Source organism: Thalassospira sp. NFXS8, assembly GCF_040148805.1.
Lineage (GTDB): Bacteria > Pseudomonadota > Alphaproteobacteria > Rhodospirillales > Thalassospiraceae > Thalassospira.
The window spans coordinates 969,534-988,890 of record NZ_JAGEMF010000002.1 but is presented as its reverse complement, the minus strand read 5'-3'; the positions used below and the strand labels follow the sequence as shown (position 1 = coordinate 988,890).

Below are 19,357 nucleotides of genomic sequence, written 5' to 3'. Positions count from 1 at the left end.
GATCAATGCGTCTCCATTTCACCGGTTACGGGGGCTGTCGGCATACCCGGCCCCTTGGCCCCTTTGGGCCGCAACAACCAGCCGGTCACGGAACGTTTATCGTCCAGCACCGCGCGGGCAGCATCATTAACCTGTTCGACGGTCACCGCATTAATCCGGTCAGGCCAGCTTTCAACCTGATCAACGGTCAGGCCAACGGCCAATGCCTCGCCCAATGTCCGGGCTGCACCCGAAAGCGAATCACGGGCAAAAACCGCACTGTCAAGCAAGCGCTGACGCGCTTCATCAAGTTCCTTTTGCGTAATCCCGTCTTTCAGGGTTTTGGCAAGTTCATCATCAAGGGCGGCTTCAAGATCGGCCATTTCAACGCCATCGCGCGGCACGGCATAAAAGCCGAAGGTCGATAAATCCATTGCCACCGGGTCGTAAAAGCTGCCTGCCGACGTTGCCAGTTTCTGGTCAATCACCAGCGATTTATAAAGACGACTGGTTGTACCCGACCCCAAAATTTCACTAAAAACTTCCAGCGGAGCTGCTTGGTCAGCATGTTCGGTATTATAGGACGGAGCCAGATAATAACGCGACATGGATGGCTGACCGACACGCGCATCGGTTAACGTTACCTTGCGCGGCGCATGCTGGGTTGGCTCCTTTACCCGTACACGTTTGGGTACGTCATGGCCCTTGATGCTACCGTAATATTTTTCGGCCATCGGTTTAAGTTCGTCCATGGTGATATCACCGGCAACCACCAGAATGGCATTATTGGGCGTGTACCATTTTTTGTACCAGTCCATCGCATCCTTGGTGGTCAGTTGCTGCATTTCATGCAACCAGCCAATAATGGGTCGCCCATAGGGATGCTGCATGAACAGGGCATTGCGCATCTGCTCGCCCAATAACGCACTGGGATTATTATCAATCCGCATCCGGCGTTCTTCGATAATCACGTCGCGTTCGGGCAAAACCACCTTGTCGGTCAGTTGCAGGTTTTGCATCCGGTCGGCTTCCATTTCCATCACCATGCCCAAACGGTCACGGGCAATGTTCTGGAAATAGGCGGTGTAATCCCATGTGGTAAAGGCATTGTCCTGCCCGCCATTGCGCGCCACAATTTTGGAAAATTCGCCCGGGGCAATGGTTTTGGTGCCCTTGAACATCAAATGTTCCAGAAAATGGGCAATGCCGGATGTACCGGGCACCTCATCGGCGGCACCGACCTTGTACCACACCATATGGGTCACGACGGGCGCCCGGTGGTTTTCCACCAGCACCACCTGCATCCCGTTCGACAGGGTTGTTGTTTTGGGGTTAAACACACTTGCCTGCGCCATCGGGGCAAGCAAAACCAGCACCATCATCAAAACCGGAAACACGACCGGGACGTGGTGCCAAAAACGTTGGGACAAAAATTTCATGCTGTCTTCCTTGGGAGTCTGTCCGGGAATTTAGCGACTTGTTTTTATGACCCGCCCATTTTTTGTAAATGGTGCGGGGTGTTCTGATTAAGAACCGATTATGACAGAACAAGGGCGCGGAAGATCCGCGCCCTTGCAAATGTGATCACAATTTGGCGATCCGGCTTTTTTGCCGCCGCCCGATTGGAAAATCCTAGAAAATATCTTCGAGAATGCCTTTTTTACGGCGTTCAATCGTTGGCGTATCGCCATCGGTTACAGAATTGCCAAGCGCCTGCTGGTCACGAATGCGCTTTGCTTCCTTTTCCGCGTCAACCTGGCTGCCAAAATCGGGCTTTTGCTGCCAAAACACCAGCTTGTCGATAACGCTGTCATTTTCCTTAATCAGGATCGAGGTTTCACGGTCCACCTCGGTTCGGATATCGGGGTCAGCATATTGTGCCCCACCCTTTTCCAGCAACACAACTTCGCCGCTGCTACGATCGGCGGTGTTAAGGTCACGCGCAACCGGGTTTGGCGTTTCGCCCGTCAGAATACGGCGGGCCTGTTCTGTCGTTGTACCAGTTTGCGGCCGCGCAATACCAGGTTCCGGTGCACGCAGATTATATTCCGGCGGCAGGCTAAGCGGCGCCCGCGAAACCACCTGAAATTCGTCAGGGGACTGTTTATTCAGACCAAAGGTTTCTTTCGTCGATTCACAACCGGTAACGGCAAGCGCCAACCCGGTTAGCGCCACAATCCTGATCAGATGAGATTTCCGGGTCATTCACGCCTCTTGCAAGTCTGTCATCAGGCCACCTGCGGCCCGACCAAAATTATCGCGAAGTTTTTTTACCGCCAAACAGGGAATCGATCAACAGCAACGCGGCCCCAATCGTGATTCCGGTATCTGCAATATTAAATACCGGCCAATGATAGCCTGCAACATGCAAATCAATAAAGTCCGTAACCGCCCCGTGACGTAACCGGTCTACCAGATTACCGAGCGCACCGCCAACAACCATTGCAAGGGCAATGCCCAAAACCCGGTCCCGCGTACGCCACATCCAGATCAGAAACCCGATGGTGATTGCCGCAGTGCCCGCGATCATCACCCAGGGTGCCTGGCCCTGAAACAGCCCAAACGACACACCGGGGTTCCATGCCAGAACAAAGTTCATGAACGGCGTCACTTCAACATACCGTGCCGGATGGGCCAATGCGTCAATCGCAATCTGCTTGGTCCACTGGTCAAGGATAAAGACAATCGCCAGCACCGGCAGGCCAAAGGCAAAGGCGCGATGTTTCATCAATTTTCTTTCCGTCTGCCCAAACAATATCAAACCGCGTTAATCCAAAGCCCTTGCCGTCATGGCAGAAGCATCCCGGGCCGTCGCACCTGACCGGATCGCCATAAATCAACATCATAACGATCTGGTATAACAAGGCCGGGCATTCCGCCCGGCCCTGTGTCTTTTTAAAACGGTTTATTCGGCTGCAATGCCCATTTCATCAACGGCATCGGCACAGCGCCCACAGATTGTTTTATGTTTCGGATGCGCCCCGACATCAGGCAAAATCTGCCAGCAACGCTCGCATTTTTCACCCTCGGCCAGGGCCGGAACAACACCGACCCCCGCGACATCATCCAGACGATAGGCCCCTTCCGGCGCCTCGCCCTCAATCAGTTCAATGTCCGATGTAATGGCAATTTCTGCCAGATTAAGGCCGTTCAAAGCCTCGACATAATCCGCACTGACATAAACCTTGGGGGCAGCATCCAGGCTGCCACCAATGCGTTTTTCGGCACGCTCAACTTCCAGCGCCCCGGTTACAACCCGGCGCAGCTTGCGGATTTTTTCCCATTTCGCGGCCAGTGCGTCATTTTTCCAGCCATCGGAAACGGTATTGAAGGTCTGGGCATGGACCGAGCTATCCGCACCATAACGCTCGCGCCAGGCTTCATCGGCGGTAAAGCACAGAACCGGTGCCAGCCAGCGCACCAGGCAATCAAACACACGATCCATCACCGTGCGGGCCGCGCGACGGCGCAGGCTTGAAGGCGCATCGCAATACAACGCATCCTTGCGGATATCGAGGAAATAGGCCGACAGATCCTGAGCGCAGAAATTGTGCAGCTCGATGAACATTTCGTGGAAATCGAACGCCGCCGTGGTTTCACGGACCAGATCGTCAAGTTTGCTTAACCGGTGCAAAACCCAACGTTCAAGTTCCGGCAATTCGCTATCAGCAACCTTTTCGGCCTCATCAAAGCCCGAAAGATTACCCAGCAGGAACCGCAATGTGTTGCGCAAACGACGATAAATGTCGGAATGACGCTGGATGATTTCGTCGGAAATGCGCAAATCATCGTGGTAATCGGAGCTGACAACCCACAAACGCAGGATGTCGGCACCGAATTTTTTGATCATGTCTTGCGGGGCAACCACATTGTTCAGCGACTTGGACATTTTATAGCCCTTGCCATCCAGAACAAAGCCGTGCGTCAAAACGGCATCATAGGGTGCCCGCCCCCGCGTGCCGCAGGATTCAAGCAGCGAGGAATGGAACCAGCCACGATGCTGATCCGACCCTTCCAGATACAGGTCGGCTGGCCATTTCAGGTCCGGGCGTTCTTCCAGAACAAAGCTGTGCGTGGAACCGGAATCGAACCACACATCGAGAACATCCATGACCTGTTCGTAATCATCGACATTGTAATCATTGCCAAGGAAACGCTGCGCATCCCAGGTAAACCAGGCATCAGCCCCTTCTTCACAGAAAGCGGCATAAACACGGTCCAGCACAGCCTGGTCGCGCAGGGGTTCACGGGTTTTCCTGTTCACAAATACCGTAATCGGCACGCCCCAGGCACGCTGGCGCGATACGCACCAGTCCGGGCGGTTCGCAATCATGGAATGCAGGCGGTTACGGCCAGCTTCCGGTACGAAACGGGTATCATCAATCGCCTTAAGCGCGGTTTCACGCAGGCCATTTTCCGACATGGAGATGAACCATTGCGGCGTGGTGCGATAAATAATCGGTGCTTTGGACCGCCAGGAATGCGGATAGCTGTGCTTCATCCGCCCACGCGACAGAAGCGCACCATCCTCGATCAGCTTGGCGATCACGGTTTCGTTGGCATCGCCTTCCTTGCCGTTGGCATCATATACAAACCGGCCGGCAAAAAGCGGCACATGGTCGTAATATTTGCCTTCGGCATCGATCATTTCGGGCACTTCCAGCCCAAATTTCAGGCCGGTCACATAGTCGTCCGGGCCGTGCGTCGGGGCGGTATGGACAAAACCGGTACCGGTATCGGTCGTGACATAATCAGCGGCAAGCAACGGCACATCAAAATCATAGCCCTGCCCGCGGAACGGATGGGCAGCAATACCACCGTCAAGATCCCGACCCTTGAAGGTGCCGACAATTTTATGGCCCAGGATACGGCCATTTTTGCACATGTCCTCAACCAGATCGGCACAAACCGCCAGCTTCTCGCCGACCTTGGCCCAGCATTCCTCGGCGGTTTCGGTGACTTCAATGACGACATAATCAATGTCTTCGCCATACGAGATCGCGCGGTTACCCGGAATGGTCCAGGGGGTGGTGGTCCAGATCACGATGCTGGCATCATTCAGGGCTTCGACCGATGATTTCACCACCGGGAAGCGCACATGAATGGTCTTGCTGGTATGATCGTGATATTCGATCTCGGCTTCGGCCAGGGCGGTTTTTTCGACAACCGACCACATCACCGGCTTTGACCCGCGATACAGCGACCCGTTCATCAGGAACTTGCCCAATTCGCGGGCAATGGCGGCCTCGGCCCGGTAATCCATGGTGATATAGGGATTATCCCAATCGCCCATCACGCCCAGGCGCTTGAATTCCTCGCGCTGGATATCCAGCCATTTCTGGGCAAATTCACGGCATTCCTTGCGGAATTCGGCAACCGGAACCTCGTCCTTGTTTTTGCCTTTGGCGCGATACTGTTCCTCGATCTTCCATTCAATCGGCAGGCCGTGGCAGTCCCATCCCGGAACATAAACCGCATCCTTGCCCATCATCTGCTGGGACCGGGTGATCACGTCTTTCAAAATTTTGTTCAGGGCATGGCCAATATGCAAATGACCATTGGCATAGGGCGGGCCATCATGGAGCACAAACTTTTCCCGGCCTTTGGAAATGCCGCGAATGGTGCCGTAAAGATCGTCTTTCTGCCATTGCTCCAGCAATGTCGGTTCCATTTTCGGCAGCCCCGCCCGCATCGGAAAATCGGTCTTGGGCAGGATAACGGTCTTTTTATATTCGACGCTCATCGTGACAGTCCTGTCGTCTTGCACTTTATTTCACAGGCAAACCCAAATCCGGGCTGCACCCTTTTGGGGCGCGCGGATCATAGCGGGTTCGCAACCAATTTCAAATCCCGGGATTGACCGGCGGGTTTGCCGCCAGAATTTCACGGGCCGTATTTACATCACGGCCAATCTGGGCCTTCAGGGCATCAAGCCCGTCGAACTTCTGTTCGCCACGAATAAAGCCGATCAGGCGGACCCGAACGGCGCGATCATATATGTCTCGGTCAAAGTCAAACAGGTGGGCTTCCAGCCCGGCTTCTTCATCGCCGCCAAAGCTGGGCCGAACGCCAATATTGGCGACTCCGTCGATCCAGCGTTCCACACCATGCGAGCCATCTTGCGCCACCAGCCCCAAACGAACGGCATACACGCCGAATTTGGGCCGTAAATGCAGCCCCAACGCCACATTGGCCGTGGGAAAACCAATGGTCCGCCCGCGGGCATCCCCGTGAATGACAATGCCGCCAATTTCCCAGGGGCGCCCCAGCAATACCCGCGCATCTTCGGGGCGGCCTTCGCGCAACGCCTGGCGAATGGCCGTTGATGAATAAACAATCCCGTTATCGTGGGTTACGGCGTCAACCGCACTCACCCCGAAACCGTTTTTCCCGCCCATCGCACGCAGGGTGTCCACATTGCCGGCCCGCCCCTTGCCAAAGCAAAAATCCCAGCCAACAACCACATGGCGCGCGCCCAGCCCGTCGACCAGCACCCTGGTAATAAATTCCTCGGCCGTGAGGGCCGAAAAGGCACGGTCAAATTCAACTTCATAAAACAGATCAATATCAAGCTCGGCGGCGGCAGCCACCCGGTCCTGTGCCGATGTCAAACGAAACGGCGGTTCGCCCGCGCGAAAAATCATCCGCGGATGGGGTTCGAACGTCAGGATCGCAAGGGGAACATTCAGTTCGGCAGCCATTTTGCGGGCATGGCCCAAAATGGTTTGATGGCCCAGGTGCAAACCATCAAAATTGCCAATTGCAACAACGGCGCCACGCGCATCGATGGGCAAATTTTCAAACGATCGAAAAACGCGCATCAATGCCGGTCTCTCTGTGTTGCTCGCCAAATGAAATACCATTACGGGCTGCTGTGTGCAAAACCCGGCAGGCAGCTATAAATCGCCCAAGGCCAAAGCGTAAAGCCTTTTCCTGATTATAATGGTGCAAAACAGCCATGCTGTTGCATTATTTTCGCAGCACAGACATCCCAGATCCGCCAGAAAACCGTAATATGTGCGCAGGTATCATCCCTGCGCACATTGGTAACGGCCCCAAAACCGGCCAGGCGGTTTATCCGCGCACTGGCACCATCACGGTTGCCTCGCCCGAAATAACCACCCGGTCACCCACGGTACAGGTAGTTTCAAGGACAATACGTTTTTTCGCAGCGATAATTTCACGCACTTTAACCGTGGCGGTTACGGTATCGCCAATACGAACCGGGGCACGAAATTGCAGGTTTTGCGATAAATAAATGGTGCCCGGCCCCGGCAAACGCGTGCCCAGCACAGTTGAAATAAACCCGGCCGACAACATGCCATGGGCAATACGCCCTTCAAACATGGTGGTTTTGGCAAACTCGTCGTTCAAATGCACCGGGTTGCTATCGCCCGATACGCCTGCATACAAAATAATGTCGGTTTCGGTCACGGTTTTGGCATAGCTGCCTTCCATGCCAACTTCCAGATCTTCGAGATAATATCCTTCAAGACCATCACGTTTTGTCATCTTGTCGATCCCCTGCCTGTTTTGTTTGTGCGTTGCAATATAAGTAAAGTATCATCGCCAAACTGTGGTTTCGCAATGGCAATTTAAAAATTTCGGCGAACTGTCACAGGAAACTTCGCGCTATCTGGTTGCTTTGCACAATTATTTGCCCCCCTGCATGTGACGTCGCCTGCCCCACGCAACACCGTCCCTATCGGCAAATGTCCATTGCTTTGGCTGACCGCGCAATCAATATTAACAATTGAAACAACACCGAAATACCGGTCTTTGTCACAAGGCATCCTATGCAGCAGGCCTTGCTGACATAGCCCCTGTCAATTGCGGAACATAACCATGACTTCATCCGTCGCCGACATCTATGAAATCGCCATGGGCAGATGGAGCCGCCGCCTCGCGCGCGCTTTTCTTGCCTTTGTCGATGCCCCTGCCTGCGGCACATTGCTGGATGTCGGTTGCGGTACCGGCAGCCTGACACTGGCAGCTGCCACCCGCTATCCCTCGGCCACGATTACCGGCATCGACCTTATGCCCGATTATCTGGGCGAGGCCCTGTTACATGCGGCCCCCAATGTCAAATTTGAAACCGGCGATGCCAGTGCCCTGCCTTACGAAAATGTCAGCTTTGACACCGCATTTTCGCAACTGGTGCTAAATGATCTGGCTGAACCGGAAAAAGCCCTGAGCGAAATGTTGCGCGTCACCCGCCCCGGCGGGGTTATTGCCGCAACGGTTTGGGACCGGTCCGGTGGTTTGGCCTTTTTGCGCCTGTTTCTTGATGCTGCCGCCATTTTGTTTGACGGCGAAGGCGAAGCCCTGCGCGCCCGTATTTTTAACGTCCCCTACGAAAATGAAGACGCCCTGCTGGATTTATGGGCCGATGCCGGGTTAACCGAAATAGGCACCGCCACCTTATCAATCCGCATGGATTTTCTTGATTTCAACGATTACTGGCAATCGCTTCTGGGCAGCCACAGCCTGATCCGCGAATTTTTCACATCCCTTGATGCCGAAGCCGCCCACAGCCTGCAATCCGCCGTGCGCCGCGCCTATATCAGTGGCGGCAATGATGGCAAGCGCTCATTGGTGGCATCGGCATTGGCCGTGCGCGGGCTTGCCGGCACAGCCTGAACCCCCGCATTACCTGTCTTTTCTTTGCTGTTTATCGCCAATATCCCCGGCTGTCGCGGCCGGGGATGCCGGGTGCCGCGGCTTACTGCGAAACGGCAACCATAAACTGCCCACCAGCGACTGGCTTTCGCGATCACGAAATTCATTCAGGCCAATCGTCATCTCGCGGTCGTTTTCACGCGATTTATCGGTATAGCTGGCAAAGATACGATCCCACAGCGACAGGATATTTCCGTAATTGCTGTTGGTTTCCGCCATTACTGCCGAATGATGAATACGGTGCATATCGGGCGTCACAAAAAGCCCGCGCAAGGTTTGGTCAATCAGGCGGGGCAAATGCACATTGCCATGGTTAAACAGGGCAAAGCTGCTTAGCAGGGTTTCATAAATTACCACCGCCCACGCATCGGCCCCCAAAACAACCACAAAAGCGGCCTTGTAAGCGGCTGATACCGCAATTTCGAGGGGATGAAACCGCACCGCTGTTGAAACATCAAAACCCGGGTCGACATGATGCACCCGGTGAAACCGCCACAGCACATCAAACATATGGGTAAACCGGTGTTGCCAATACACCGCGCAATCAAGCCCGATAACCGCCAGCACCACCGCCACAGGGGCGAGCAAATCCAGCATTGGCAACAGGCCCCAGCCGCGCCCTTGCGCATAGGATGCCGCAATAATCATGGCCGCCCCGATGGTAAACCGGCTAAGGGCTGCGCCACAAATCATCAGCGAAAAATTGGTCAGCCAGCGCCGGCCCCGGCTTTGCCCGGCCCCGGTGCGATAAGGCAACAAAAATTCCCACCCTGCCATTATCAGCAGCAACACGGCAAAAACAGCCAGACGAAAAAGCACAGTTTGATCCATGGCCCTGATGAAATTCCTGTGTAAAATGGGTTTGAACTGTCATGACGGCACGTATACATATGACAGATCAGGCGATAATGCGCCGGGCATAATAAATTGCCTGTCGCGCAGGCCTGAAAAAATGCCGCTTGGCTGCGTATGGGGGTGTTGCAGCCACAATATTGTTTCCCCGGTACAAGGCAATCAGCAAGGAGACCTTTATGGGTCACAAAATAGTGTTTTCCGCAATGTGTGCCATCGGCATTCTGGCGGGGGCGCTGTATGCGGCACCGGCACGCGCCGATGGGCCGCCCTTTGATTTGCCGGTGGATTGCCCCTATGGCGAATGCGATATCGTCCATTATGTTGACCACGATGCCGGGCCGGGCATTCGCGATTTTGCCTGTGGCACCAGCACCTATGACGGCCACCGTGGCACCGACTTTGCCATTCCCGACGAAGAAGCCATGATCAGTGGCGTTGCCGTACTTTCTGTTGCCGATGGCGTTGTCAGTGCAACCCGCGACGGAGTCGAGGATATCGACGCCGGACGCCTGAACAAGGATGCGCTTAGCGGCATTGAATGTGGCAACGGCATTCTGATCGACCATGAAGATGGCTGGCAAAGCCAGTATTGCCACATGCGGCGCGGTTCCATTGCCGTGCGCAAGGGCGACCATGTAACCCGGGGCCAAACCATTGGCCTGATCGGTATGTCGGGCCAGGCCACCTTCCCGCATCTGCATTTCAACCTGCGCCAGAACGACCAGTTGATCGACCCGTTTAGCGGCACCAATATGGCCGACGCCGGCACGGAAAATTGCGCGACCAGCCAGTCTGTCCTTTGGACCCCCGAAGCCAGCGCGCAAATGACCTATCGTCCGGTTCACCTGTATGCGCTGGGTTTCTCATCGGGCCGCCCCAATGCCACCGACATCAAACGCGGCTATGACCGCGGCGACACCCTGCCCGCCACCAGCCCGGCGCTGTATTTTTGGGGGTATCTGATCGGGGTAAATGACGGCGATGTCATCACACTTAATGTCACCGGGCCGCGCGGCTTTAACGGCAGCCGCGATTTCACCATCAAGCTACCCAACGACAATGGCCCGCGCGCCAAATGGTTTTACGTCAATGCGGACCGCCCGGGTGATCAATGGCGTAGCGGCACCTATCAGGGCCGCATCCTGTTTGCACGGGATGGCAAATCTCCGGTCGAAATTGGCGCAACCGAATTACACATTCCCTGACCTTGCGGGCAAAGCGGTTGACAAACCGGCACCGGGAATCGCCCGAAAAAACAAAAAACAGTGCCTTTCGTCTGATTCAAAACTGCCCTTCTGGTGCGAATCCTCGCCCGAAACCGGAACAAAAACCGGCCCATCGTGTTTAATTGGGGTTAAGATTAATAAATTTCGTGCCGCAAACCCGCAGAAAACCTTATCTATTCCACCAGGTTGAAGGTTTTTTGACGTTTTTGACTGCACAGCACTTGTAACCTGGGTCGATGCCTGCCTATATTTCTTTGGTGCACTAAACAGTGCATACGCCCTGTCTTAAGACGGAGAAAAATGATGAACAAACGCAAAGCCGCTGCTATCGCCATTGCTCGCGACCAGCAAATCGCCCGCTCGATGGAAATCCTGTTTGCCGGGACCATTGTTGCCCTGATCGCTTCGCTCCTCATCCTTTGATGGATTGACAGCTTCATCATTACCGGGGAATGTTCCCCATCTTCTCTGCCTTCGGCACTGCCGATTGCGGTGCATTTCAGAACAAGCATGACCCAACACCACATTTCTTTTTTGCAGATTACGCGAATTATTCGCCCGGTGGTCTAAGGACCCCGGGACGTTAGTCGTTTTATCTGGATTAAAGTAAATGTATGTGGATCGTCATGACCAATCATGCCCTTTTGGCGCAGGATGCGCTGTCTTCCGACTTTAAATCTGTTCATTGTTTTGCGGTTCATGCTGTAGCAGAGCCGGACGTTATGCCGCGTGTGCTGGAACTGTTTGCCAAACGCAACCTGATCCCGACAAGCTGGCATTCGATTGTTGCCAGTGACCGCCACGGCAACGAAGAACTGCAAATCGATATCCAGATCAGGCATCTAGAAACCCGCATTGCCGACCATATTGCCCGCTGTCTGCGCCAGATTGCCAATGTGCAAACTGTGCTGACATCGGAAAAGGGCTATTCCAGTTCAGCAATCGGGGCATAACAGCCAGCCCCACAAACGGCCTCGAAAACACCTGCACCCTTTGTTCCGCGCAATAACATCCGGGACAATATTGTCGGGGCACCTGAAAAGGTGGGCACATCCTTGATTGCACCATTGCACCCATAAAAGAATGTGCGCTAACACTGTTCACGTGCCCCGACGGGCGCATCGGCATTGCCGGTTTGCCTTTTAAGCGGAGCAGCCCTGATGGCTTTTATCGACCATATCCACGCCTGTAACAGTGCAAAGCCGGAACAATATGTTCCCTTCTGCATGGATGGACGTGTGATTGGGGGGACTCGCCCGGCCTTTGCCAATGCCCTGCTGGCCCATCCGGCCCGGCATGTGTTGCGCAATCATGCCAATGACGGGCTTCATCTTGCCCCGGAAATTGCCAGCCACGATTCTCGCAGCCAGGCCTTTGCCGCCCTGATTGCCGATTTGCACCGCGACGGCATGATCAAAAGCCTGCACGGCGAAAAATTTGACGTTCGTCCCACCCTTAACGATGCCCCGCTCTGCGTCATGGACCGTTCGGCCATGTCCTATTTCGGGTTTCGGTCGTGGGGCGTTCATTTAAACGGATATGTTCGCAAGGAGGATGGCATCCACATGTGGATTGCCCACCGGTCGCAATCCAAGCCAACCTATCCCGGCCAGCTTGATAACATGGTCGCAGGCGGCCAGCCCACCGGTTACAGCTTTCGCCAGAACATGATCAAGGAATGTGCCGAAGAAGCGAATATACCCGAAAACCTGACACATAACATGGTTGCCGTTGGCACGGTTTCCTACGTCCACGAAACCGAAAAGGGTATCAAGCCCGATGTCATGGTTAATTACGATCTGGAATTGCCACTTGATTTTATCCCCCGGCCCGTAGATGGCGAAGTCAGCCATTTTGAACTAATGCCCCTGTCCGAGGTCGCCAAAATGGTCCGCACCGGGTTTGACTTTAAATTCAACTGCGCGCTGGTGATTATCGATTTTCTCATCCGCCACGGGGCTATTACCCCCGATAACGAACCCGATTACGCCGAACTGACCATCGGCCTGCATCGCGATATCACACGATAAGCCCTAATCGGCCCCCAATACGGTAATGGGCAATGGTTCGTGTATTTAACCGCATACAAGCCTATCAAGTCGTGTAAACAGGCTCAGGAAAGCTGTGATCGTGCATTGATGTGACCGACTGCAAATACCCTTCCGACACAGGATCATAAATGGCACCACGTTATTCCGGCTACCACATCGGCTGCCGTAAAATCCCAAAATGGATTTTATTAATGTTCGGCCTTGTCATTCCCCATACCAAAGGCGCTTAGCGCCATCAGGGTCAGCTTCATCCGGGCATCAGGGTCAAGGGCATCCAGGTCGGCCTGCTTGCTGCGCATGGTGTTAAGTGCATCGGAAATCAGCTTTTCGCGGCCTGGTGCCTGCCCGGCCTTGGCATACCGGCTTTTTTCCTGTCCCAGTTTGTTATCTGCTGCACTTAATGCCGCTAAAATCTCGGATGATGGATTTTGCGATTCCAGCAATGTTTCGGCCAGGGCCTGGGCGCGGGCCTCGTCGGCGGTCATGCCTTCGGCTTCATGGGCAAGGGCACGATCGGCAATGCGGCGCGCCTGTTGGGCTTGCTGCGCCTGGGCAACAGGGGTTTGTCCACGGCCCGTGGCCCCCGCACCACCCCCATAGGCAGCACTGGCAGCCGCACGGCTTGCTGCGCCACTCACCGCCCCGCCGGGGCCTGACCCGGGCCGGGCAGACAATGGATCAACAGGCAACGCCTGGGCATCCTGATAGGCACGCAACGCTTCGCGTCCGCTTTTGCCAACAAAAACGCGCAATAGCGTTTCCTTAAGCATTCCCATTGCAATTCCCTTCGCACATCTACCTGACGCCAACCGGGACCGATCCATACTGGTTCGGAAAACAGCGCACACATTGTGCATCCCGGCCCACCATCATGCCGCAATGGCGACAAAAAATCATCGGCGTTTATGTATTAATCCCAAAATGCACCTTTTTGCGGCCTCTCAGGTTTATGCTGGCCCGCCTGTGCCCATTCGATTTTCTTCAATCAGCAACAAAAACCGCATCAATCCGCCGATATCACCAGTGGCAAAGTGGGCGGCATCAAAGACAAAATCCACCGTATCGCGGGCCGGATCATCGGGATTACCGATAATGCCAAACTGCACATGCTGTGCGCCCTGGGCATCCAGCGACGAAATAAGATCGGCCACCCGCACCCGGTCATCGCCTTCGACTTTCAGGCGAATAAGAGCCAGAATATCGGCATCACAGTCAATCACCTGTCGGGCAATCGATATTTCATCAGAAATGGGCGGGGCAATATCAACGTCAAACCCGCCATCGGCAAACAGGGTTGCCACCGATTTTAGCAACCGTTCTTCATCATGCGATGCGGCTGCAATCAAAATGCGGGGATGGCGCCCTTCAATTTCGGCAAACCGCGATAACATGGATGCAAGTTCAATAGAGGTCATGGCACCTCGCAAAATAACCTGACCGGTACGCAACCGGCACAAACTAAAACACGCAGCAACGGGCATGGCACTGTTGTTTTGCCATACCCTATCACAACCTGCCCGGATCAGAGCAAGGCCGCTTGCGATAATTAAGAAACAGGCCCGGCTAAAAGGCCAGAGGATCACGCCCCAGGACAAGCGGATGCAGCCAAAGGATCGTACCATACAATATGATGCCACCGATCACGTCGCGCCAGTCCAACGCACCATTTAACAATGCACGCCAGTCAAACCGCCGAGTCCCGGCAGAAATACGGGCAAACTCGTCCGGGCCAAGCTGACGAAGGCGCATTTTCTCCATCCGGCTCATGCCCAGCAGGGCAAAAAGCGCACTTCCACCAAAAAATATTATTGCTGCCAAATGACCATTTGGCAGCATATGCGCCGTCCCCCAGATCAAAACACCCAGCAACAACGGATGCCGGGTAAAACGATTGATCCCCGGATGATCGGGGTCATACCCGCGAGCACGCCCGATAGAAAGCGGACAAGGCTGGCGCACAGCCGCCACCCAAAGAACGCAAACCGGCAGCATCGCAAGGATCGGAACCCAATGTTCGCGCGGATCATAGGGCCAAAGGGGAATATAATCGGCCTGTAATTCCGCCCAGATCACCCATGCAAGAAGGGCCATTGAAACCAGCGAAAAAACCAACACATATAGGGGCGCCCCCAACCGGGCAACCAACGCACGACGAAACAAACCCGGCACCATATGACCGGCCAGAAACGCAAAAATGGAAATGAAAAACCACGTCAAAATACGATCACCTCTTTACTTTGACGGCGCAACATGCAAATTGCCCACCACGTTTCGCGCGCCCCGGACAGGCAGCCCGTTGGCTTCACCCCTTGCGCCGCGCGACTTTAGCGGATACCTCTTTATCCCTAATTGACTTTACGCAATAAAGCTGGGTTCATCCCAAACATCGGAACACGGAATATACTCGAAATGAGCTGGACACCGGAAAAGATTGAATTGCTGACTTCGCTCTGGAATCAGGGCTGGACCACGGCACGCATCGGTGAAGAGCTGGGTGTGGGTAAAAACGCCGTCGTTGGCAAGGCGCACCGCCTGGGCCTGCCCAAACGTCCGTCCCCGATCCAGCGTCGCGCTGAAGATGCATCGGAACCCAAAAAGGCACCGGCACCCAAGGTTCTGTCCAAGGGCATCAGCATCTATGACCTGGGACCGGGCATGTGCCGCTGGCCCTTTGGCGACCCGGGTGATGATGACTTCCATTTCTGTGGCAAGAAAAACATCCAGGGCAAACCCTATTGCGACGAACATTGCGCGGCAGCCTATCTCAATGGCAAAAGCCCGCGCGAAGATAACCCGCGCAACCACAATCACGGCGGCCCGAACAACAAACGTTAATTCCGTTTGTATCGGCCCGGCCATCTCGCCAATGCGTCAAAGCCGCCCATCGGGCGGCTTTTGCCGTTTCATACGCGACAGCGCTGGTATGAAAGTGCCGCATCTGCAAACAGCAAAGCCCCGCCAGCAATGACACTGACGGGGCTTTGCTTTTCTTAATTTGTCATCCGTAACAACACAACGCGATCACCCGCTTTATTTCGTCCATGTCAGAACATATTGGGCAAACCCTTCGTCGGTTTCCCCGATAAAACTGATATTGGACGGAGCATTGGCCGCGTTCGACGCCTTGGGGCTGGTCACAAATGTCACCTTGCTGGCATTGCCAACCGGGGCCAGGTGCCAGTTACCATCGGCCTTGGGATCGATGGTTTTTTCATCCATAATGTAGTTTGCCAGCACAGTGCGGTTTTCATCGGGCGCCTCAACGATAATGGTTGATCCGTCCAGCCCCGGGAAATGTCCGCCACCACCGGCCCGATAATTGTTGGTCGCAACAACGAATTTCTGCGCGCCGTCGATCGGCTTGCCATCAAATTTCAGGTTGGCAATACGGTGTGAATCCTTGTTTACAACCTCGCCTTCCCTGTTATAGCGAGCCGGTTGCGTCACATCTATTTCATAGGTCACACCGTCAATCACATCGAAATTATAGGTCGGGAAATCCTCGTTGATCAGCATCTGTTCTGCACTGCTGTTCGGATCAATCCGGTTAAACTGCCCGGCGGACATTTCCAGCCATTCGCGCACCTGATCCCCGGTCAGCAACACTGCACGTACCGTATTGGGATAGACATAAAGATCTGCCACGTTTTTAAGGGCAATCTTGCCTGCCGGGATATCGGTATAATATTCCGGCCCGCCACGGCCACCGGCCTTAAACGGTGCCCCTGCCGACAGGATCGGCAAACCGTCATATTCGGTTCCGGCCAAAATCTTTTTCAAATACCAGGTTTGCGCATTGGTCACGATCTGGATCGACGGGTCATCGGCCACCAGGGCAAAGAAACTGTTAATCGATGATTCCGTCGTCCCCACCCCTTCGCGCATATATTCGATGGTGGCTTCGTGTTCGGTTTTTACCGCTTTTAAAATCTCCGGATCTGCGTCTACCAGCGGCACAACATCGCGCCCTTCACGATGATAAATCGGCTCGGCCTCGGACAGGGAATCTGTAACATCCCAGGTGCCATCATCCTTAACCGACAGGCCAAGATCGATCACACCAACATGGCTGCCCCAAAAACCGGGCATCACGGCGGCGACCCCGTTAATGGTGCCTTTGGTCAAATCAACACCGTCAATATCGGCAAACGTCTCAGAGGGAAAAACCGTATGGGCATGGCCAAACAAAATGGCGTCAATCCCCTTTACCTTCGACAGGTAATAGGTGGCGTTTTCTTCCATGCCGTGGCGTGTTTGGGTGCTTAAGCCCGAATGGGCAACCGCCACCACAATATCGGCCCCCTTTTCACGCATTTCCGGCACGTATTTTTCGGCCATATCCACAATGTCTTTGGTAACAACGTGGCCTTCAAGGTTGGCCTTGTCCCACTGCATAATCTGGGGTGGGGCAAAACCGATCACACCAATAGTAATTGGGTGCTTTTTGCCGTCCTTATCCACCAAATCGCGTTTTAACAACTGATAGGGCGTAAAATAGGGTTTGTCGTTATCGGGATTGTTATCGCCATCATCGATAAAAATATTGGCATTCACATAGGGAAAATTCGCCCCGCCAATGGCATTGCCCAAAAATTCCAGCCCGTAATTGAATTCGTGGTTCCCGATATTGCCAACATCGTAGTCCATCAGGTTCATTGCCTTGTAAACCGGGTGAATTTCCCCTTTTTTAAGGCCGTGGCGCTTGGCCATATAGTCGCCCAGCGGGTTGCCCTGAATAAGGTCACCATTGTCAATCAGGATGGCATTGTCGGCTTCGTCGCGGGCCTTCTTGATCAGGGTGGCATCTTTCGCCAGGCCAACGGTTTGCGACGCGGCATCGCGGTAATAGTCGTAATTGACCAGATGCGAATGAATGTCGGTGGTTTCCAGTATCCGCAGTGATACCGAACTGTCGGCAAGGGCCGTGCCCGCCATCAGGCTAACCGACAGACCGATAAAAACGCTCGCCAGTGGACGATAGAAAGTCATTTAATGCACCCCTGAAAATGATGGTCAGTCTGACAAATATATTCTTGTTCGGATGGTCAGGTTTTGAAGATTTTGCGAAAATAGACGCCAACACGCAAACAAAAACGCCTGCTCGTGGGAACAGGCGTTTTGTTAATTGAATGTTTACGCCAAAAAATCAAACGGCGCGAACGGCTTACGTAAAATTACCGAGCCGCCTGGCCCATGGCACCCACATCATTGGCACCGCCCAAAACCACTTCATTGCCCGGTCGCGGGTCATGGGGCACGTTAAACGACAGAATCAACGACCCAAGCGCCAAAGCCGCACCGGTTAAAAATACCGCACTGGGCGAAATCAGCCATAACAGGCCAAACGCAGCAGGCAAGAATACAGCGGCAATGTGATTGATGGTAAAGCTCACCCCTGCGGTTGAGGAAATGTCGCCCGGATCCGCAATTTTCTGGAAATAGGTTTTCATCGCAATTGCCATGGCAAAAAACAAATGGTCAACCACATACAACCCGGCAGCCAGATGCGAATTTTGCACAAAGGCATAGCCGGTAAAGACCAGAAACAGCCCGCAATATTCAAATATCAGCGCCTTGCGTTCCCCCCATTTACCAATCAGCCTGCCAATTTGCGGGGCCAGCACCATGTTAATGGCATGGTTTAGCAAATATAGAATGGTGATGGTGCCAACATCGTAGCCAAATTTTTCCACCATCAAAAATCCGGCAAAAACGGTAAAAATCTGGCGCCGTGCGCCCGCCATAAAGGTCAGCGCGTAATAAAGCCAATAGCGACGACGCAGCACCAGTTTGCGGGTTTGCGGGTGGGCATCGGTAAATTTGGGAAACACCATCCAGGCCACAAGTGCAACAACAATCGTCAGCGCACCACCGACCACATATACCCCGCGATAGGGCATATCAAAAACTTCCATCATCACCCAGACGCCGCCAAACATCAGCAACGAGGCAATTGATTTGGCCGATAATTGTCGCCCCATCACCATGGCCGTTCGATTTTTAGCAACCCACTGCAATGACAGCGCCTGTTGCATGGTTTCAAAATAATGAAACCCGATCGACATTAAAACAGTGGTGCAATAAAGCCCGACAATGGTGGGAAAATACCCGCTAATCGCCACACCAATGCCCAGCACCATAAGCGAAATCAGGGCAAAGGTTTGCTCGCGAAAAATCAACAGGGCAAAAATGGCGCTAAAGGCCAAAAACCCCGGAATTTCGCGCAAAGACTGTAAAATGCCAATTTCACGACCGGTGAAATTGGCCATTTCGACCGAAAAATTATTTAAAAGCGCCATCCATGTTGAAAAAGATAATGGCATTGCCGTTGCCATTAAAATCAACAGGATCTCCGGGTTACCCCGCCAGCCAGTTTTGCCATTGGCTGTTAACGGCATAAAGGCCGTTTTTTCGGGGGCCGATGCCGCCAGATTACCCGGGGCATGGGCATCGGGTTCGGTCGGGTTGTGGGCGTCGGGTATCTCCGGCGTCCGTGGGGTTGGATAAGGCGTTGGCATATGCAATAATTTCCTGATGGTACAAAGGCCCGGCGGGTACGGGTCGGGG

General features: G+C 54.0%; 18 protein-coding genes. 6 read left to right on the top strand and 12 right to left on the bottom strand.

From position 1 onward, the window contains the following. Positions 1–2: 2 nt before the first annotated feature. From J4E05_RS13665 to J4E05_RS13640, 6 genes are all read right to left on the bottom strand, one after another. The gene (locus J4E05_RS13665; RefSeq protein WP_349596472.1) at positions 3–1,418 is read right to left on the bottom strand and encodes a M16 family metallopeptidase; all 1,416 of its coding nucleotides are present in this window, start codon (positions 1,416–1,418) and stop codon (positions 3–5) included. Between the two features lie 193 nt (positions 1,419–1,611). Further along, positions 1,612–2,184, bottom strand: coding sequence for a DUF3035 domain-containing protein (locus J4E05_RS13660; RefSeq protein WP_085587219.1), 573 nt, complete (start codon positions 2,182–2,184; stop codon positions 1,612–1,614). Positions 2,185–2,233: 49 nt separating this feature from the next. Beyond that, the gene (gene lspA, locus J4E05_RS13655; RefSeq protein ID WP_085587218.1) at positions 2,234–2,707 is read right to left on the bottom strand and encodes a signal peptidase II; all 474 of its coding nucleotides are present in this window, start codon (positions 2,705–2,707) and stop codon (positions 2,234–2,236) included. Positions 2,708–2,884: 177 nt separating this feature from the next. Then, on the bottom strand, positions 2,885–5,722 hold the full coding sequence (gene ileS / locus J4E05_RS13650; RefSeq protein ID WP_349596470.1) for an isoleucine--tRNA ligase: 2,838 nt from the start codon (positions 5,720–5,722) through the stop codon (positions 2,885–2,887). Between the two features lie 100 nt (positions 5,723–5,822). Beyond that, a complete protein-coding gene (locus J4E05_RS13645) occupies positions 5,823–6,800 on the bottom strand; it encodes a bifunctional riboflavin kinase/FAD synthetase (RefSeq protein ID WP_349596466.1) in 978 nt (325 codons plus the stop codon). 253 nt (positions 6,801–7,053) lie between these two features. After that, complete coding sequence (locus J4E05_RS13640; protein ID WP_349596463.1) at positions 7,054–7,491, bottom strand: MaoC family dehydratase; 438 nt, start codon at positions 7,489–7,491, stop codon at positions 7,054–7,056. A 333-nt stretch (positions 7,492–7,824) separates the two neighbouring features. On the opposite strand from J4E05_RS13640, the gene J4E05_RS13635 reads away from it, so the two are divergent. After that, complete coding sequence (locus J4E05_RS13635; protein ID WP_085587214.1) at positions 7,825–8,619, top strand: class I SAM-dependent methyltransferase; 795 nt, start codon at positions 7,825–7,827, stop codon at positions 8,617–8,619. Between the two features lie 9 nt (positions 8,620–8,628). Here the strand turns inward: J4E05_RS13635 and J4E05_RS13630 are convergent, their stop codons facing one another. After that, positions 8,629–9,489, bottom strand: a complete 861-nt coding sequence (locus tag J4E05_RS13630) for a sterol desaturase family protein (RefSeq protein WP_349596460.1) — start codon at positions 9,487–9,489, stop codon at positions 8,629–8,631. Between the two features lie 200 nt (positions 9,490–9,689). On the opposite strand from J4E05_RS13630, the gene J4E05_RS13625 reads away from it, so the two are divergent. From J4E05_RS13625 to J4E05_RS13610, 4 genes are all read left to right on the top strand, one after another. Beyond that, positions 9,690–10,718 carry a M23 family metallopeptidase gene (locus tag J4E05_RS13625; RefSeq protein WP_085587212.1) on the top strand — a complete coding sequence of 343 codons (1,029 nt, stop codon included), beginning with the start codon at positions 9,690–9,692 and terminating at the stop codon, positions 10,716–10,718. Positions 10,719–11,039: 321 nt separating this feature from the next. Continuing rightward, positions 11,040–11,162 (top strand): hypothetical protein, encoded by a 123-nt coding sequence (locus J4E05_RS13620; protein WP_256376725.1) that lies wholly within the window; start codon positions 11,040–11,042, stop codon positions 11,160–11,162. 203 nt (positions 11,163–11,365) lie between these two features. Beyond that, positions 11,366–11,692 (top strand): ACT-like domain-containing protein, encoded by a 327-nt coding sequence (locus J4E05_RS13615; protein ID WP_085587271.1) that lies wholly within the window; start codon positions 11,366–11,368, stop codon positions 11,690–11,692. A gap of 207 nt (positions 11,693–11,899) precedes the next feature. Then, a complete protein-coding gene (locus tag J4E05_RS13610; protein ID WP_349596456.1) occupies positions 11,900–12,769 on the top strand; it encodes an NUDIX hydrolase in 870 nt (289 codons plus the stop codon). Between the two features lie 209 nt (positions 12,770–12,978). Here the strand turns inward: J4E05_RS13610 and J4E05_RS13605 are convergent, their stop codons facing one another. The 3 genes from J4E05_RS13605 to J4E05_RS13595 form a co-directional block, all read right to left on the bottom strand. Then, the gene (locus J4E05_RS13605; RefSeq protein ID WP_349596453.1) at positions 12,979–13,566 is read right to left on the bottom strand and encodes a hypothetical protein; all 588 of its coding nucleotides are present in this window, start codon (positions 13,564–13,566) and stop codon (positions 12,979–12,981) included. Between the two features lie 171 nt (positions 13,567–13,737). After that, positions 13,738–14,205 (bottom strand): methylmalonyl-CoA mutase, encoded by a 468-nt coding sequence (locus J4E05_RS13600; RefSeq protein WP_349596451.1) that lies wholly within the window; start codon positions 14,203–14,205, stop codon positions 13,738–13,740. Between the two features lie 148 nt (positions 14,206–14,353). Next, positions 14,354–15,007 carry an NnrU family protein gene (locus J4E05_RS13595; RefSeq protein WP_349596448.1) on the bottom strand — a complete coding sequence of 218 codons (654 nt, stop codon included), beginning with the start codon at positions 15,005–15,007 and terminating at the stop codon, positions 14,354–14,356. A gap of 192 nt (positions 15,008–15,199) precedes the next feature. Between J4E05_RS13595 and J4E05_RS13590 the strand changes: the two genes are divergently transcribed. Then, positions 15,200–15,625 carry a GcrA family cell cycle regulator gene (locus J4E05_RS13590; RefSeq protein ID WP_085587207.1) on the top strand — a complete coding sequence of 142 codons (426 nt, stop codon included), beginning with the start codon at positions 15,200–15,202 and terminating at the stop codon, positions 15,623–15,625. Positions 15,626–15,820: 195 nt separating this feature from the next. On the opposite strand, the gene J4E05_RS13585 is transcribed toward J4E05_RS13590, so the two are convergent. Next, a complete protein-coding gene (locus tag J4E05_RS13585) occupies positions 15,821–17,779 on the bottom strand; it encodes a bifunctional 2',3'-cyclic-nucleotide 2'-phosphodiesterase/3'-nucleotidase (RefSeq protein ID WP_349596444.1) in 1,959 nt (652 codons plus the stop codon). A gap of 185 nt (positions 17,780–17,964) precedes the next feature. Further along, on the bottom strand, positions 17,965–19,308 hold the full coding sequence (locus J4E05_RS13580; RefSeq protein ID WP_349596442.1) for an MFS transporter: 1,344 nt from the start codon (positions 19,306–19,308) through the stop codon (positions 17,965–17,967). Positions 19,309–19,357 lie beyond the last annotated feature (49 nt).

Coding starts and splice junctions, on each gene's coding strand:
- J4E05_RS13640 (WP_349596463.1), bottom strand. CDS start 7,491: ATGACAAAACGTGATGGTCTTGAAGGATATTATCTCGAAGATCTGGAA.
- J4E05_RS13665 (WP_349596472.1), bottom strand. CDS start 1,418: ATGAAATTTTTGTCCCAACGTTTTTGGCACCACGTCCCGGTCGTGTTT.
- ileS (WP_349596470.1), bottom strand. CDS start 5,722: ATGAGCGTCGAATATAAAAAGACCGTTATCCTGCCCAAGACCGATTTT.
- J4E05_RS13625 (WP_085587212.1), top strand. CDS start 9,690: ATGGGTCACAAAATAGTGTTTTCCGCAATGTGTGCCATCGGCATTCTG.
- J4E05_RS13610 (WP_349596456.1), top strand. CDS start 11,900: ATGGCTTTTATCGACCATATCCACGCCTGTAACAGTGCAAAGCCGGAA.
- J4E05_RS13580 (WP_349596442.1), bottom strand. CDS start 19,308: ATGCCAACGCCTTATCCAACCCCACGGACGCCGGAGATACCCGACGCC.
- J4E05_RS13645 (WP_349596466.1), bottom strand. CDS start 6,800: ATGCGCGTTTTTCGATCGTTTGAAAATTTGCCCATCGATGCGCGTGGC.
- J4E05_RS13630 (WP_349596460.1), bottom strand. CDS start 9,489: ATGGATCAAACTGTGCTTTTTCGTCTGGCTGTTTTTGCCGTGTTGCTG.
- J4E05_RS13660 (WP_085587219.1), bottom strand. CDS start 2,184: ATGACCCGGAAATCTCATCTGATCAGGATTGTGGCGCTAACCGGGTTG.
- J4E05_RS13590 (WP_085587207.1), top strand. CDS start 15,200: ATGAGCTGGACACCGGAAAAGATTGAATTGCTGACTTCGCTCTGGAAT.
- lspA (WP_085587218.1), bottom strand. CDS start 2,707: ATGAAACATCGCGCCTTTGCCTTTGGCCTGCCGGTGCTGGCGATTGTC.
- J4E05_RS13600 (WP_349596451.1), bottom strand. CDS start 14,205: ATGACCTCTATTGAACTTGCATCCATGTTATCGCGGTTTGCCGAAATT.
- J4E05_RS13635 (WP_085587214.1), top strand. CDS start 7,825: ATGACTTCATCCGTCGCCGACATCTATGAAATCGCCATGGGCAGATGG.
- J4E05_RS13620 (WP_256376725.1), top strand. CDS start 11,040: ATGATGAACAAACGCAAAGCCGCTGCTATCGCCATTGCTCGCGACCAG.
- J4E05_RS13615 (WP_085587271.1), top strand. CDS start 11,366: ATGACCAATCATGCCCTTTTGGCGCAGGATGCGCTGTCTTCCGACTTT.
- J4E05_RS13585 (WP_349596444.1), bottom strand. CDS start 17,779: ATGACTTTCTATCGTCCACTGGCGAGCGTTTTTATCGGTCTGTCGGTT.
- J4E05_RS13605 (WP_349596453.1), bottom strand. CDS start 13,566: ATGGGAATGCTTAAGGAAACGCTATTGCGCGTTTTTGTTGGCAAAAGC.